Raw genomic sequence first — 13,983 nt, 5'->3', positions numbered from 1 at the left:
TAGAACGTATCCGGTGGTCAGAGCCAGTCTCTGCGTTTGAAGACCGTGTAGAGGACCAGGCAGACCATGGCCATCAGCACGATGGCGAACGGGTAGCCGAACGCCCAGTGCGTCTCGGGCATGAAGTCGAAGTTCATCCCGTAGATGGTCCCCACCAACGTGGGCGCGAAGAGGATGGCGGCCCAGGCCGAGATCTTCTTGACCTCCTCGCCCTGCTGGATGCTGGCCTCCGTCATCCGCGCCATCTCCGCGTTCTGCGCCTGCGTCACCAGTGTGGAGTTGACGATCAGGATGTTCTGCAACGTCTGGCGGAAGGAGGAGATGCGCTCCGTCACGGTGATCGCGTGGTCGGCGACGTCGCGCAGGTAGGACTGCAGCTCGTCGTTCACGCCGTACTTGGCCGACCCCGCGATGAACCCGTGGATCATCCCCACCAGCGGCGCGGTGGCCCGCTGGAACTCGATCACCTCGCCGGAAAGGTCGTAGACGCGCCGCGACACCGACGGATCGCCGCTGAAGACCTCGACCTCGATCTCCTCGATGTCCTTCTGCAGCCCGGCCACCACCGGCGCGTAGCCGTCGACCACGGCGTCGAGGATGGCGTACAGCACGGCCTGCGGGCCCTGCCGCAGCAGGTCGGAGTCGGACTCCATGCGCTTGCGCACGGCCTGCAGGTCGGGCGCCTCGGCGTGGCGCACGGTGATGACGAAGTCGGGCCCGACGAAGACGTGCACCTCGCCGAAGGCGACCTCCTCGACGTCGTCGAGGTAGCGCGCGGCCCGCAGCACCACGAAGAGGGTGTCGCCGTAGCGGTCGGCCTTCGGCCGCTGCGAGCCGACGATGGCGTCCTCCAGCGCCAGCTCGTGCAGGTGGAACTCCTCGCCGAGCTTGACCAGCTCCCACTCCTTCGGCCGGTAGAGGCCGATCCAGGCCATGCTGTCCGGCATCTGCTTGAGGCGTTCGAAGGCGTCGGCCAGCGAGCCGGGGTTGTCGACCCGCTCGCCGTTCAGGTAGACGGCGTTGTCGATGACCGTCGGCTGGTAGGGAGACGGCTCGGCGGCACGGGGGTCCATCGAGTGCTCCGGCGCTTCCTCACGCACGTGACCGCCGCGCCGGAACCCCTTCGCCTTCGCCATGCCGCCTCCACCCCTCTATGCCCGCCCGAACTCGTCCAGTTGCCGCGCCGCCCGATCCCTGATCGTCTTGCGCCACATCGGCGTCCACCCGAACAGCAGCCCGTGCGGCCGGCCGAGCGCCATCTTCGACCAGCGCTTGAAGTCGAAGTCGTCGTGGTGGCGCACGATCAGCTCGTCCTCGAACCTGAACAGCGCGTCGATCTCGTTGACGACCTCACGCCCGGTGCTCGAAAACGTGTAGCGCGAGGTCCAGTGCGCGCTCCCGGTGTGATCGTCGGCTCGCACGGCGCGGTATTCGGACTTCAGTCCGTCGCGCACGCCGAGCTGCATCCGCCACATGCTCATCACTCTGTCGCGCCCCTCGACCTCCTGGAAGAGGGGGTCGCCGAAGCTGACTTCCGGGTGGTAGCAGCGCTCCATGGCCGCGTAGTCCGCGCGCCCGAGAGCGTCGTAGAAAGCGCTGATGAGCGCCATGTGCCGATCGTTCACCCCTCTATCAGATCATGGCCGCGCCGTTGCCCCGGCACACGGCCCGCAACCAGGCATTCGCCCAGGCCGGGACCGGAGAGAGCGCGCGCAAGGGTGCGGAAGGACGGGGACCTCGCTGCCGCGCACCACCTGCCCCGCACGGCCGGGATCAAGCAGCCGAATATTCTTCGGGGACCACGGGAAAGGCGGTACGCGGATAGGGTTTGTCCTCGATGGACAAGTTCTGGGCCCACCTGATCAGCGTGCAGCCTGACCCCGACCCCTGGGTCGTGGCGGGCTCGGCACTGGCCGCGCTCGTGATCGTCGCCTTCCGCATGCCCTGGCAGGTCTCCCGCGGCCTGATCACGATCGCCCACGAGGGCGGGCACGCGGTGATGGCGCTGGTCACCCGGCGCAAGCTCGAAGGCATCCGCCTGCACTCCGACACCTCCGGCGTGACCCTGACCAGGGGCAGGCCCACCGGGCCCGGCATGGTGCTGACCGCCATGGCGGGCTATCTCGCGCCGCCGCTGCTCGGGCTGGCCGCCGCGTGGCTGACCGAGACAGGGCGCATCACGCTGCTGGTCTGGACCGTGCTGCTGTTCCTGGTGTGCATGCTGCTGCTGATCCGCAATCTGTACGGCGCGCTGATCCTGCTCGCCACCGGCGGCGCGGTGTTCGCCCTGATCATGTACGCGCCCAGCGAGGTCCAGCAGGTCGTGGCCCTGGTGGCGACCTGGTTCCTGCTCTTCGGCGGGATCAGGCCGATCATCGAGCTGCAGCGCAAGCGTGGCCGGCGGCAGGCGCGCGACTCCGACGCCGACCAGCTCGCCCGGCTGACGTTCCTGCCGGGCGGCTTCTACGTGTTCTTCTTCTTCCTGGTGTCGGTGGTGTCCGTGGCCTTCGGCGCCTACCTGATGAACCCGCTCTAGCCCAGGAGCTTGCGCGCCGCCTGCTCGATCTCCTCCTCGGACAGCAGCACCTGGTCGGCCGCCCGGCCCAGCGGGATGAAGCTGTCGGCCGACGTCACCCGGGCGATCTGCCCGGTGAACCCGGCGTCGACCAGCTCGGCCACGATGCCCTCGGAGACGCCGCCGGTGTGCCGGGTCTCGTCGGCGATCAGCACCTTGCCGGTCAGCTCGGCGGCCCGCAGCAGGTCCTCCATCGGCAGCGGCGCCAGCCAGCGCAGGTCGAGGACGCGGCAGCCGTAGCCCTCCTGGGTCAGGCGCACGGCGGCCCGCAGGCTCATCCGCAGCCCGTTGCCGAACGTCACGATCGTCAGATCGCGGCCGTCGCCGTAGGAGCGCGCCCGCCCGATCGGCACGTGCGTCTCCGGCCAGCGCGCGGGCGGCGCGTAGGGCGCGAGCCAGCCGTCGTCGCCGTCGTCGAACAGGTCGCGCATGTGGTAGAGGGCGATCGGCTCCAGGAACACGCAGACCGAGCCGGCCGTGCTGGCGGCGGCCAGGCAGGTGCGCAACATGGCGGCGGCGTCGTCGGGGCGCGACGGCGAGGCGATGACCAGCCCCGGGATGTCGCGCAGCGCGCCGACCGCGTTGTCGTTGTGGAAGTGGCCGCCGAACCCCTTCTGGTAGGCGTAGCCGGCCACCCGCACGACCATCGGGTTGCGGTAGGCGTTGCGGGAGAAGAACGACAACGTGGCGGCCTCGCCGCGGATCTGGTCGAGCGCGTTGTGCAGGTAGGCCAGATATTGGATCTCGGGCACGGGGAGCTGCCCCGACACGCCGGCGCCCAGCGCCAGCCCGAGCACGGTCTGCTCGTCGAGCAGCGTGTCGAACACCCGCCCGGCCCCGAACCGCTTCTGCAGCCCCCGGGTGACGCCGTAGACGCCGCCCTTCTTGGCGACGTCCTCGCCGAACACCGTCATCTCCGGATAGACGCTGAGCGCGTCGGCGAGCGTGCGGTTGATGGCCTGCGCGAGCGTCATCGGCTTGTCGTTCTCGGGCAGCGCGCCGGCGAACGCCTTCTCCCTGACCGCGCTCGACGCCGCCATCGGGCTGATCTTGGCGATCAGCTCGGGCTTGCGCGGCGCGATCGGCTCCATGATCTCCCTGGCCGTGCCGAGCCGCGGGCCGCGCGTCGTCTCCAGGGCGATCCGCAGCACGTGCTCGCGCGCGGACTCGTAGGTCCGCAGCAGCTCGTCCGGGCTGTTCAGCCCGGCCTCCACGAGCAGCGCCGCCGTGCGCACCAGCGGGTCGCGCTCCAGATCGGCCCTGATCTCGCGCTGCGTGCGGTACGCCGACTCGACGTCGGACCCGGCGTGCCCCATGAGCCGCACGGTGGACAGGTGCAGGAACGCGGGGGAGCGGTGGACGCGTACGTGCTGGACGGCGCGGATGGCGGCGTCGTAGGCGTCGGCCAGGTCGCAGCCGTCGGCGGCGAAGTATTCGATGCCGGGACGACGCGCGGCCGCCGCCACCCAGCCCTTGGGCGTGCGGACGCTGATGCCGATGCCGTTGTCCTCGCACACGAACAGGATCGGCAGCGGTTGCCCCTGGAACGTGGCGTAGGAGGCGGTGTTGAGACCGGACAGCGCGCTCGCGTGGTTGATGGAGGCGTCGCCGAAGGAGCACACCGCGACGGCGTCCTCGGGCCACACCGACCGTGCGCCGGCCGCCCGCGCCCGCTCGATGGCGAACGCCACGCCCACGGCCCTGGGCAGGTGGCTGGCGATCGTCGAGGTCTGCGGGATGACGGCCAGGTCCGGATGGCCGAACACCTTGTGCCGGCCGCCCGCGATCGGCTCGTCGGCCGCCGCGGCCAGGCCCAGGAGCACGTCGCGGATGCCCTGGTCGGGCAGCCGGCCCGCCTGCTCGGAACGGGTCAGGTAGAAGGCGCCGGAGCGGTAGTGGAGCAACGCGGGATCGCCGGCGCGCAGGGCGGCGGCGACGGCCGCGTTGCCCTCGTGGCCGGCGGAGCCGATCGTGTAGTGGCCCTCGCCCTGCTCGCGCAGCCAGCGGGCGGCGATGTCGAGCAGCCGGCTGTCGAGCTGACGCTGGAACAGCCGGCGGCACTGCTCGCCGGTCAGGGAGGCGCCCTCGCGGACCGGCCGCTCCGGATCTCGGGCGGCGCCCGCCTGCAATGCCGCAACCGCCTGGGTGAAGTGAGTCTCAACAGAGTCGCGCGCCACAGACTCGATTATGTCCTCCCGCGGGCCCTCCGTCTGCCGGACGCCGGTGACATGTTGTGGACCGGTCCGTTTGACCCCGACAGATAACTGTTTGTCAGAGTTCCCAACTTTTGCGGTTACCTGCACGTCTACTTGGAGGACACACGTGGCACCCTCAATGCCGCGTTGGACACCACTGGGTCTCCAGAAAGGAACCCGAATGTTACAACGCATCCGTGTCGCCGCCCTCGCCATAGTGCTGGGCGCCGGGGCTCTCGCCTCGGCACCCACCGCTGCGACGGCGGCCGCGGCCCCCATCATCACCCGCGTGGCGATCAGCCCCGCCGCACCCATCGACGTCACCAGCGGCGCCGTCACGGCGACGTTCAGCTTCTCCACCAAGGGCGCGGAGAAGGCGGAGCTCCAGCTCAAGGCTCCGGGCGTGAGCGCCGGGACACCCGTGGCGCTGACACCGGCCAAGCAGGGCGACTGGACGAGGTGGACCGGCACCAGGTCCTTCGACTCCACGGTCGCCGGCAAGTGGAGCTGGCTCGCCATCGCGCACGGTGACAACAGCCCGTCCCGTGGCGGCACCTTCGACGTCGTCGTCAAGAAGGTCCTCGACACCAAGATCGGCGACTTCGACGCGAGTCCCGACCAGGTGAACAAGGGTGACCTGATCAAGGTCTCCGGCCGGCTCCTCGCCGATGGCAAGGGGTACGGCGGGCAGTCCGTCTCCATCACCTTCCGCGAGCGCGGCTCGGACAATTACCGCGAGGCCGCCAAGGTGACGACCGCCGGCAACGGCTGGTTCAGCGCCAACGTCCGCGCCAATGCCACCGGCTACTGGCGGGCCGAGTTCGCGGCCACGTCCGCGGCCAAGGCCTCGGTCAGCGACGCCGACCGTGTCGACGTCGCGCGTCGCAACCTGGACAGCAGGATCGTCCGCTTCGACGCGACGCCGGCGCGGGCCGACAAGGGCGACAAGCTCTCCTTCAGCGGCACCCTGCGGGTCGAGGGCCGCGATGGCCTGTCCGGACAGCGCGTGGGCATCTTCTTCAAGGCCGACGGCTCGCACAGGTGGCAGTACGTCACCGGTGACGTGACCGGACGCCACGGCCGCTTCCGGGCCTCGGCGACCGCCGAGACCTCAGGCTGGTGGCGCGCCGAGTACGCCGGCACGCGCGGCGTCAACGGCTCGGTCAGCGGCGCCGAGCGGGTCAGGGTCGACCAGCCCGCCCCGCCGCCCGTCGAGAAGGCGGACACGCGGCTGATCAAGTTCAACGCCTACCCTGAGCCGATCAAGCGCGGCAGGTACCTGAAGGTCAAGGGCCTGCTGCAGATCGACGACGAGGGCTCGTGGGACGGCTACTCGGGCAAGGTGGCGCTGTACTTCAAGCCGCTGGGCTCGCGTAAGTGGCAGTACGTGAAGACGACCTGGGCCAGTGACAGCGGCCGGGTCTCCACCAAGGTCAAGGCGTGGAACTCGGGCCACTGGCGGTTCGTGTTCGGCGGCGACGACGACACCTACGGCGACACCAGCGGCAAGGACTACGTCCGCGTCAAGCGCTGAACGCCGTGAGCTGAGCCGGGGCCCGGGGGACACCCCCGGGCCCCGGCTCGGATACGGCCTATTCGGCGCGGCGGAACTGCGCCACGCCCACGCCCAGCAGCACGGCCCCGAGCGCCGCGACGATGCCGAGCTCCAGCGGCACCGGCACCACGAAGTCGAACCACCGCACGCCGGGATTGAGCACCGCGTCGACCTGGGCGGGCACGTCCAGATGGGCGAACACGGCCTCGCGCATCGGATCCACCGCGTACGTCATCGGATTGACCACCGTCAGGACGTGCAGCCACGAAGGCAGGTTGGCCAGCGGGAACATCGCCCCCGACAGGAACATCATCGGCATGATCGCCATCTGCATGAGCCCGAAGAACGTCTGCATGTTCTTCATCCGGGCGGCCAGCATCACCCCGAAGGCGGTGATCGTGAACGCGGCCAGGAACATCTCCGCCAGCAGCGTGACCAGCAGGGCGGGCGAGTAGGGGACCCCCACGAGGCCCGCCATGGCGAGGATGACGACCCCCTGGGCGGTGGCCATGACGGCGCCGCCCAGGCACTTGCCGACCACGATCGCCCCGCGTGAGACGGGCGCGACCAGCATCTCGCGCATGAAGCCGAACTCGCGGTCCCACACGATGGACCCGGCGGAGAACATGCCGGTCATGATCACGGTCATGGAGATCATGCCGGGATACATGAACGTCCGGTAGTCGATCCCCGGAATGGAGCCCCGCACCAGCGACCCCAGCCCCGTGCCCATGACGAACAGCCACAACACGGGCTGCATGAGCATGGAGAGCATGCGGGTGCGGTCGCTGACGAAGCGCAACATCTCCCGGTGCAGCACGACCTTGATCGCCCGGAGGTCGTGCCCGGCGCTGCGGACGGGCACCCGGACGCTGATGGCCTGTGTCGCCATGACTACCGCCTCGCCATCGCTCTCATCCACGCCAGGTTGTCGGCGCCGGACTCGGCGTCGCGGATCGTGGAGCCGGTGTGGGACATGAACACGTCGTCGAGTGAGGGCCGGGAGACGCTCACCGACTTGATCGGCATGCCGAGGTCGGCGAAGAGCCGGGGCACGAACTCCTCGCCCGACGCCACCGCGAACGTCACCGCGCCCTCGTGCACGGCCGCGTCCAGGCCGAACCGCTCCCGCAGCGCGGCGATGGCCGCCAGGTCGTCGGCGGTCTGGATCTGCACCCGGTCCTTGCCGACGCCGGCCTTCAGCGCCTCGGGCGAGTCGATGACGACGACCTCGCCGTGGTCGATGATGGCGATCCTGTCGCAGTACTCGGCCTCGTCCATGTAGTGGGTCGTCATGAAGATGGTGATGTCCTCAAGCAGCCGTAACTGGTTGATGTAGCCCCAGATGGCCGAGCGGGTCTGCGGGTCGAGCCCGACGGTCGGCTCGTCGAGGAAGAGCACGCGGGGCGAGTGCAGCAGGCCGCGGGCGATCTCCAGCCGCCGCTTCATGCCGCCGGAGAACGTCATCACCTTGGCGTCCTTGCGGTCCCACAGCGCGACCATCTCCATCACCTGCCGGATCCGGCCGGCGACCACGCTCTTCGGCACGCCGTACAGCTCGGCGTGGAAGCGCAGGTTCTGCTCGGCGCTGAGGTAGCCGTCGAGGGTGGGGTCCTGGAAGACGAGGCCGATGTTCCTGCGCACCTCGTCGCGCTCCTTCACCACGTCGTGCCCGGCCACCGTGGCGCTGCCGCCGGTCGGGTTGACCAGCGTGCAGAGCATGCTGATCGTGGTGGTCTTGCCGGCGCCGTTGGGGCCGAGGAAACCGAACACCTCGCCCGGGCGCACCTCGAAGTCGACGCCCTTGACGGCCTCGACCTTGCCGTAGGTCTTCGCCAGCTTCCGCACGGCGATCGCCGGGTCCGCGCTCATTCAGTCCTCCGCCAGGATCTGGAAAATGGACTTACGCGTCTGCTTGATGAGTTTGATGGCCTCCGTCACCTGCCGGTCGCCGGCCGTGCGCACCAGGTGGGAGACGGCCTCGTTGAGCTGGGCCCAGAGCAGGCGCAGCTCGTGGTGGTCGGCCGGCACGCTGCGCGCGACCTCATCCCACGGGGCCTCGTCGCCGTGGGCGGCGGCCTGCGCGCGGCCCTCCTCGGTCAGCCGGTACGTACGGCTCCCGCCGGATTCGCTCCCCGTCACCAGCCCCTCGTCCTCCAGTTGCTGGAGCGCCGGATAGACCGAGCCGGGGCTGGGCCGCCACACGCCGCGGCTGCGTTCCTCGATGCCCTGGATCATCTGGTAGCCGTTCTGCGGCTCCTCCAGGAGCAGCGCCAGCAGCGCGGCCCGGACGTCGCCGCGGCGCACCCGCGGCGGGGGTGTCGTCCAGTGGACGACCGGGCCGAACGCGTGCTCGGGCGGCGGCGGGAACGGCGGCGGGAAGGGGGGTGGAGGGGGGAAGGGCGTCCCGGGAGGAGGTGGCGGGGCGTCCCAGAAGTCCGGATCTCGCATGACGATCTCCTCAACTATCGAGATACATTGACGATATATCTAGATAGTTGGGACGGACAAGGGTCGGCTCGGGGAGTTAGTGGTCGTTAACCGCAGCGTCGATCGCCGCCCTGGCCATCGCGTGCAGGAGCGGCCGCATGCCGTGCCCGGGCAGCTCGCTCGCGCTGTGCGGCGTGGAGTTGAGCAGCCCGAAGACGGCGTGGGTGGCGGCGCGCAGGTGCGCGGCCGGGCAGGAGGGATGCAGCTCGGCCAGCACCGTCACCCACTCCTCGACGTACAGGCGCTGCAGCCGCCTGATCTGGCGTCGTTGCGGCTCGGGCACGTTGCCGAGCTCCCTGTCGTGCACCGTGATCAGCGCCGGCTGCTCGATCGCGAACGTGATCTGCACGTTGAGCAGGGCGTCGAGCGTCTCGGGCGGGCCGGCCGACGAGGTGGCCACCATGACGGCCGACTCGCGCAGCCGCGAGCTGATGTCCAGCAGCATCTCGGCGAGCAGCGCGTCCTTGCCGCTGAAGTGGCGGTAGAGCGCCGGGCCCGAGATGCCGACCGCGCCGCCGATGTCCTCCATCGAGACGCCGTGGAAGCCGCGCGCGGCGAACAGCCCGGCCGCCGCCGCCATGATCTCCGTGCGCCGGTTGCCCCGATTGCGGGTAGGTGTGGAGGTGCTGCTCACGTCTCACATACTAGACGGCTACGTTAATGGTGACTAACATTCGGGCCATGGGAGGGCACAGATGAGCGACTGGCCGGTGCTGCGCTCAGCCGTCGAGCCGGGCGGCACGGCGTACAAACGCAACGCCGAGCGCAATGAGGGGCTGGCCGCCGAGTTGCTCGACCGCCTCGCGACCGCCGCCCTGGGCGGGCCGGAGCGGTCGCGGCTGCGCCACGTCGAGCGGGGCAAACTGCTGCCGCGCGAGCGCGTCGACGGCCTGCTCGACCCCGGCTCCCGTTTCCTGGAGTTGTCGCCGCTGGCCGCGGGCGGCCTCTACGACGACCAGGCGCCGGCCGCCGGGATCATCACCGGCGTCGGCCGGGTCGCCGGCCGCGAGTGCGTGATCGTCGCCAACGACGCCACCGTGAAAGGCGGCACGTACTACCCGATCACCGTCAAGAAGCACCTGCGCGCGCAGGAGGTGGCCCTGCACAACCACCTCCCGTGCGTCTATCTCGTCGACTCCGGCGGAGCGTTCCTGCCCAAGCAGGACGAGGTGTTCCCCGACCGCGAGCACTTCGGGCGCATCTTCTACAACCAGGCCACGATGTCGGCGCGCGGCATCCCGCAGATCGCCGCGGTGCTCGGCTCGTGCACGGCCGGCGGCGCGTACGTGCCCGCGATGAGCGACGAGGCCGTCATCGTGCGCGGCCAGGGGACGATCTTCCTGGGCGGCCCGCCCCTGGTGAAGGCGGCCACCGGCGAGGAGGTGACGGCCGAGGAGCTGGGCGGCGGCGACCTGCACGCGCGCGTCAGCGGCGTCACCGACCACCTGGCCGAGGACGACGCCCACGCGCTGGCCATCGTCCGCGACATCGTCGCGACGCTCGCGCCGCGCGCCGCGCGGCCGTGGGAGACCGTCCGGCCCGAGCCGCCCCGGCACGACCCGCGCGATCTGTACGGCGTCGTCCCCGCCGACACCCGCCAGCCGTACGACGTGCGCGAGGTGATCGCCAGGATCGCCGACGGGTCGCGCTTCCTGGAGTTCAAGGCCGAGTACGGCGCGACGCTCGTCACCGGGTTCGCCCACCTTCACGGCCATCCGGTGGGGATCGTGGCCAACAACGGCATCCTGTTCAGCGAGTCGGCGATGAAGGGGGCGCACTTCATCGAGCTGTGCGACCAGCGGCGCATCCCCCTGGTGTTCCTGCAGAACATCAGCGGCTTCATGGTCGGCGCGGCCTACGAGGCGGGCGGCATCGCCAAGCACGGGGCCAAGATGGTGACGGCGGTCTCGTGCGCGCGGGTGCCCAAGTTCACGGTGGTGATCGGGGGCTCGTTCGGCGCGGGCAACTACGCGATGGCCGGGCGGGCGTACTCGCCCAGGTTCCTGTGGATGTGGCCGAACGCCCGCATCTCGGTCATGGGCGGCGAGCAGGCCGCGAACGTGCTCACGACCGTCGGCAACGCCGACGCCGCCGCGATCCGGGCACAGTACGAGGATCAGGGCAACCCTTACTACTCCACGGCCAGGCTCTGGGACGACGGGGTGATCGATCCGCTCGACACCAGGACCGTCCTGGGCCTGGCGCTGTCCGCGGCGGCCAACGCCCCGCTCGAACCCGCCGGTTACGGCGTCTTCCGGATGTGACGCATGTTGTTCGAACGTGTTCTGATCGCCAACCGGGGCGAGATCGCCGTCCGGATCGCCCGCACGCTGCGCCGGCTCGGCATCGAGTCGGTGGCCGTGTACACGCCGTCCGACGCGGGGTCCAGGCACGCACTCGAAGCCGACACCGCCCTCCAGGTGCCGACATATCTGGATATTGAGGCGATGGTGCGGGCGGCCCGGGAGTCCGGGGCGCGGGCCGTCCATCCGGGTTACGGCTTCCTCGCGGAGAACGCCGCGTTCGCGCGGCGCTGCGCGGCGGCCGGGCTGGTCTTCATCGGGCCGCCGGCCGAGGCCATCGAGGCGATGGGCGACAAGATCCGCGCCAAGGCCACGGTGTCGGCCGCAGGGGTCCCGGTGGTGCCGGGCGGTGCCGAGCCCGCGGACGCGCTGGAGACCTGGAACGACTTCCCCGCCCTGATCAAGCCGTCCGCGGGCGGCGGGGGCAAGGGCATGGTGCTGGTGCGCTCGGCCGCCGAGCTGCCCGACGCGCTGGAGTCGGCCCGGCGCACGGCGCGGGCGGCGTTCGGGGACGCGACCCTGCTGATCGAGCGCTACGTCGCCAACCCCCGCCACATCGAGATCCAGATCCTGGCCGACGCCCACGGCAACGTCGTGCACCTGGGCGAGCGCGAGTGCAGCCTGCAGCGCAGGCACCAGAAGATCATCGAAGAGGCGCCGTCGCCCTTCGTGAGCCCGCAGACGCGGGCCCGGATGGGCGCCGCGGCCGTGGAGGCCGCCCGCGCGGCCGGATACACCGGCGCCGGCACGGTCGAGTTCATCGTGGACGGCGCCACCGGGGCCTACCACTTCATGGAGATGAACACCCGCCTCCAGGTCGAGCATCCGGTGACCGAGATGGTGACCGGCCTGGACCTGGTGGAGCTGCAGGTGCGGGTGGCGGCGGGGGAGCGGCTGGCGTTCGGGCAGCAGGACGTGCGGCTGAACGGCCACGCCGTCGAGGCCCGCGTCTACGCCGAGGACCCGGCGCGCGGCTTCCTGCCCAGCGGCGGGACCGTCGTCGCGCTGCGCGAGCCCGCGATGGACGGGGTGCGCGTCGACTCCGGGCTGGCCGCGGGCGGGGTCGTGGGCAGCGAGTACGACCCGATGCTGGCCAAGGTCGTCGCCTGGGCGCCGGACCGGGAGGCGGCGTTGCGGCTGCTCGACCGGGCGCTGGCCGGCACGGCCGTCCTGGGCGTCGTCACCAACGTGCCGTTCCTGCGGGCCCTGGCCACGCACCCCGCCGTCGTGGCGGGCGAGCTGGACACCGGCCTGGTCGAGCGGGCGCTGCCCGAGCTGGTCCCGGGCGCGGACGTGCCGGCGGACGTGCCGGCGGCGGCGGCGCTCGCCTTCCACGCGCTGCCCCAGGGCGACGACCCCTGGGACGTCACGGACGGATGGCGGGTCGGCGAGCACGCGTGGACCACCTGGCGGCTGGAGTCGCGGGACGGCGTGCACGCGGTCCAGGTGCGCGGGCTGCCCGAGGAGTCGGCCGAGGTCCGGACCGGCGACGCGATCACCACCGCACGCATCCGGCTCGACGGCGCGGCCCCGGCCGGCTCGCTCGGCGGCGCGGACCTGGCCGGCTCGGGCGGCGGGGCGGATCTGATCGTGACGCTCGGCGGACGGACCGAGCGTTACCTGTGCGCGCGTCAGGCCGGCACCCTCTGGCTCGGCAAGGGCGGCGCGTCGTGGGCGTTCGACCGGCACCTCATCGGCGACCCCGGCGACCGGCCGGGCGCCGCCGCGGCGGCCGACGGCGTCGTGCGCAGTCCCATGCCGGGCACGGTCCTCGTGGTCAAGGCCCAGGTGGGCGACCGGGTGAGCGCGGGGCAGGCGCTGGTCATCGTCGAGGCCATGAAGATGGAGCACACGGTCACCGCCCCGTGCGACGGAACGGTCGCCGAGCTGCCCGCGCAGGCGGGCCGGCCGGTCGACATGGACGCCGTCCTGGCCGTCGTCACTACCGAGGAGGCGTGATGCCGTATCCCATGCGAGGACTTCCGCAGCAGGTCACGATCTACGAGGTCGGCCCGCGCGACGGCCTGCAGAACGAGTCGTCCGTGATCCCCGTCGAGGTGAAGGCCGAGCTCATCGACCGGCTCGCCGACGCGGGGCACAAGGCGATCGAGGCGACCAGCTTCGTGCACCCCACGTGGGTGCCGCAGCTCGCCGACGCCGAGGAGCTGCTGACCAGGCTGCACCGCAGGCCGGGCGTGCGCTATCCGGTCCTGGTCCCCAACCCGCGCGGCCTCGACCGGGCGCTCGCCCTCGGCGTGGACGAGATCGCCATCTTCGCCAGCGCCACGGAGACGTTCGCGGCCAAGAACCTGAACCGGAGCCTGGAGAGCCAGTTCGAGATGTTCGAGCCGGTCGTGGCGCGGGCGCTGGACGGCGGCGTCAAGGTACGGGCGTACGTGTCAATGTGCTTCGGCGACCCGTGGGAGGGGCCGACGCCGATCACGCAGGTGGTCTCCGTCGGGGAGCGGCTGCTCGGGCTGGGCTGCCACGAGCTGTCCCTGGGCGACACCATCGGCGTCGGCACGCCCGGCCACGTCACGGACCTGATCGGCGCCTTCCGCACGCCGGAGCGGCTCGCCGTGCACTTCCACGACACCTACGGCCAGGCGCTGAGCAACACCCTGGCCGCGCTGCAAGCGGGCGTGACCACGGTCGACGCCTCCACCGGCGGCATCGGCGGCTGTCCGTACGCCGAGTCCGCCACCGGCAACCTCGCCACCGAGGACCTGGTCTGGATGTTGCGCGGACTCGGCATCGAGACGGGGCTCGACCTGGGCAAGCTCGTCGCCACCAGCACCTGGCTGGCGGAGCTGCTCGGCCGGCCCAGCCCATCCCGCGTCGTACAGGCGCTGTCGAAAGGCTGAC

The 13,983-nt window shown here is 71.0% G+C and carries 12 protein-coding genes; 5 read left to right on the top strand and 7 right to left on the bottom strand.

Going from position 1 to position 13,983, the window contains the following annotated elements; genetic code table 11:
• Window positions 1–17: 17 nt before the first annotated feature.
• Together ACWD0F_RS20385 and ACWD0F_RS20380 are read right to left on the bottom strand one after the other, a co-directional pair.
• Window positions 18–1,136: a magnesium and cobalt transport protein CorA gene (locus ACWD0F_RS20385; RefSeq protein WP_449877583.1), complete on the bottom strand. Its 1,119-nt coding sequence runs from the start codon at window positions 1,134–1,136 to the stop codon at window positions 18–20.
• 15 nt (window positions 1,137–1,151) lie between these two features.
• On the bottom strand, window positions 1,152–1,610 hold the full coding sequence (locus ACWD0F_RS20380; protein WP_449877581.1) for a nuclear transport factor 2 family protein: 459 nt from the start codon (window positions 1,608–1,610) through the stop codon (window positions 1,152–1,154).
• Between the two features lie 227 nt (window positions 1,611–1,837).
• Here ACWD0F_RS20380 and ACWD0F_RS20375 point away from each other — a divergent pair, with 227 nt between their 5' ends.
• A complete protein-coding gene (locus tag ACWD0F_RS20375) occupies window positions 1,838–2,536 on the top strand; it encodes a M50 family metallopeptidase (RefSeq protein WP_449877579.1) in 699 nt (232 codons plus the stop codon).
• Here the strand turns inward: ACWD0F_RS20375 and ACWD0F_RS20370 are convergent.
• A complete protein-coding gene (locus ACWD0F_RS20370; protein WP_449877576.1) occupies window positions 2,533–4,752 on the bottom strand; it encodes a thiamine pyrophosphate-dependent enzyme in 2,220 nt (739 codons plus the stop codon). The genes ACWD0F_RS20375 and ACWD0F_RS20370 overlap by 4 nt on opposite strands.
• Before the next feature lie 199 nt (window positions 4,753–4,951).
• On the opposite strand from ACWD0F_RS20370, the gene ACWD0F_RS20365 reads away from it, so the two are divergent.
• On the top strand, window positions 4,952–6,304 hold the full coding sequence (locus ACWD0F_RS20365) for a hypothetical protein (RefSeq protein WP_449877574.1): 1,353 nt from the start codon (window positions 4,952–4,954) through the stop codon (window positions 6,302–6,304).
• Between the two features lie 58 nt (window positions 6,305–6,362).
• Here ACWD0F_RS20365 and ACWD0F_RS20360 read toward each other — a convergent pair whose 3' ends face one another.
• The 4 genes from ACWD0F_RS20360 to ACWD0F_RS20345 all read right to left on the bottom strand — a co-directional run bounded on the left by ACWD0F_RS20360 (window position 6,363) and on the right by ACWD0F_RS20345 (window position 9,395).
• Window positions 6,363–7,217, bottom strand: a complete 855-nt coding sequence (locus ACWD0F_RS20360) for an ABC transporter permease (protein WP_449877571.1) — start codon at window positions 7,215–7,217, stop codon at window positions 6,363–6,365.
• Window positions 7,218–7,219: 2 nt separating this feature from the next.
• Window positions 7,220–8,197: an ATP-binding cassette domain-containing protein gene (locus ACWD0F_RS20355; RefSeq protein WP_449877569.1), complete on the bottom strand. Its 978-nt coding sequence runs from the start codon at window positions 8,195–8,197 to the stop codon at window positions 7,220–7,222.
• Window positions 8,198–8,776 carry a PadR family transcriptional regulator gene (locus tag ACWD0F_RS20350; RefSeq protein ID WP_449877567.1) on the bottom strand — a complete coding sequence of 193 codons (579 nt, stop codon included), beginning with the start codon at window positions 8,774–8,776 and terminating at the stop codon, window positions 8,198–8,200.
• 76 nt (window positions 8,777–8,852) lie between these two features.
• Window positions 8,853–9,395, bottom strand: a complete 543-nt coding sequence (locus ACWD0F_RS20345) for a TetR/AcrR family transcriptional regulator (protein WP_449877830.1) — start codon at window positions 9,393–9,395, stop codon at window positions 8,853–8,855.
• A gap of 115 nt (window positions 9,396–9,510) precedes the next feature.
• Here ACWD0F_RS20345 and ACWD0F_RS20340 point away from each other — a divergent pair, with 115 nt between their 5' ends.
• From ACWD0F_RS20340 to ACWD0F_RS20330, 3 genes are read left to right on the top strand one after another with little or no spacing between them, the layout of a single operon-like run.
• Window positions 9,511–11,079 carry a carboxyl transferase domain-containing protein gene (locus ACWD0F_RS20340; RefSeq protein WP_449877565.1) on the top strand — a complete coding sequence of 523 codons (1,569 nt, stop codon included), beginning with the start codon at window positions 9,511–9,513 and terminating at the stop codon, window positions 11,077–11,079.
• 3 nt (window positions 11,080–11,082) lie between these two features.
• Window positions 11,083–13,077, top strand: a complete 1,995-nt coding sequence (locus ACWD0F_RS20335; protein ID WP_449877563.1) for an acetyl/propionyl/methylcrotonyl-CoA carboxylase subunit alpha — start codon at window positions 11,083–11,085, stop codon at window positions 13,075–13,077.
• The gene (locus ACWD0F_RS20330; RefSeq protein WP_449877561.1) at window positions 13,077–13,982 is read left to right on the top strand and encodes a hydroxymethylglutaryl-CoA lyase; all 906 of its coding nucleotides are present in this window, start codon (window positions 13,077–13,079) and stop codon (window positions 13,980–13,982) included. The genes ACWD0F_RS20335 and ACWD0F_RS20330 overlap by 1 nt, the downstream gene beginning before the upstream one ends.
• The last annotated feature ends 1 nt before the right edge of the window (window position 13,983 follow it).

It is taken from the genome of Nonomuraea sp. NPDC002799 (genome assembly GCF_053592075.1).
The sequence above is the reverse complement of the archived record's forward strand: the minus strand, read 5'-3'. Positions and strand labels throughout refer to the sequence as shown.

What these genes read in the sequence shown, in the direction of transcription:
- ACWD0F_RS20335 (WP_449877563.1), top strand. Translation starts at nt 11,083, where the DNA reads ATGTTGTTCGAACGTGTTCTGATCGCCAACCGGGGCGAGATCGCCGTC.
- ACWD0F_RS20350 (WP_449877567.1), bottom strand. Translation starts at nt 8,776, where the DNA reads ATGCGAGATCCGGACTTCTGGGACGCCCCGCCACCTCCTCCCGGGACG.
- ACWD0F_RS20330 (WP_449877561.1), top strand. Translation starts at nt 13,077, where the DNA reads ATGCCGTATCCCATGCGAGGACTTCCGCAGCAGGTCACGATCTACGAG.
- ACWD0F_RS20340 (WP_449877565.1), top strand. Translation starts at nt 9,511, where the DNA reads ATGAGCGACTGGCCGGTGCTGCGCTCAGCCGTCGAGCCGGGCGGCACG.
- ACWD0F_RS20355 (WP_449877569.1), bottom strand. Translation starts at nt 8,197, where the DNA reads ATGAGCGCGGACCCGGCGATCGCCGTGCGGAAGCTGGCGAAGACCTAC.
- ACWD0F_RS20360 (WP_449877571.1), bottom strand. Translation starts at nt 7,217, where the DNA reads ATGGCGACACAGGCCATCAGCGTCCGGGTGCCCGTCCGCAGCGCCGGG.
- ACWD0F_RS20365 (WP_449877574.1), top strand. Translation starts at nt 4,952, where the DNA reads ATGTTACAACGCATCCGTGTCGCCGCCCTCGCCATAGTGCTGGGCGCC.
- ACWD0F_RS20380 (WP_449877581.1), bottom strand. Translation starts at nt 1,610, where the DNA reads ATGGCGCTCATCAGCGCTTTCTACGACGCTCTCGGGCGCGCGGACTAC.
- ACWD0F_RS20375 (WP_449877579.1), top strand. Translation starts at nt 1,838, where the DNA reads ATGGACAAGTTCTGGGCCCACCTGATCAGCGTGCAGCCTGACCCCGAC.
- ACWD0F_RS20385 (WP_449877583.1), bottom strand. Translation starts at nt 1,136, where the DNA reads ATGGCGAAGGCGAAGGGGTTCCGGCGCGGCGGTCACGTGCGTGAGGAA.
- ACWD0F_RS20345 (WP_449877830.1), bottom strand. Translation starts at nt 9,395, where the DNA reads ATGGCGGCGGCGGCCGGGCTGTTCGCCGCGCGCGGCTTCCACGGCGTC.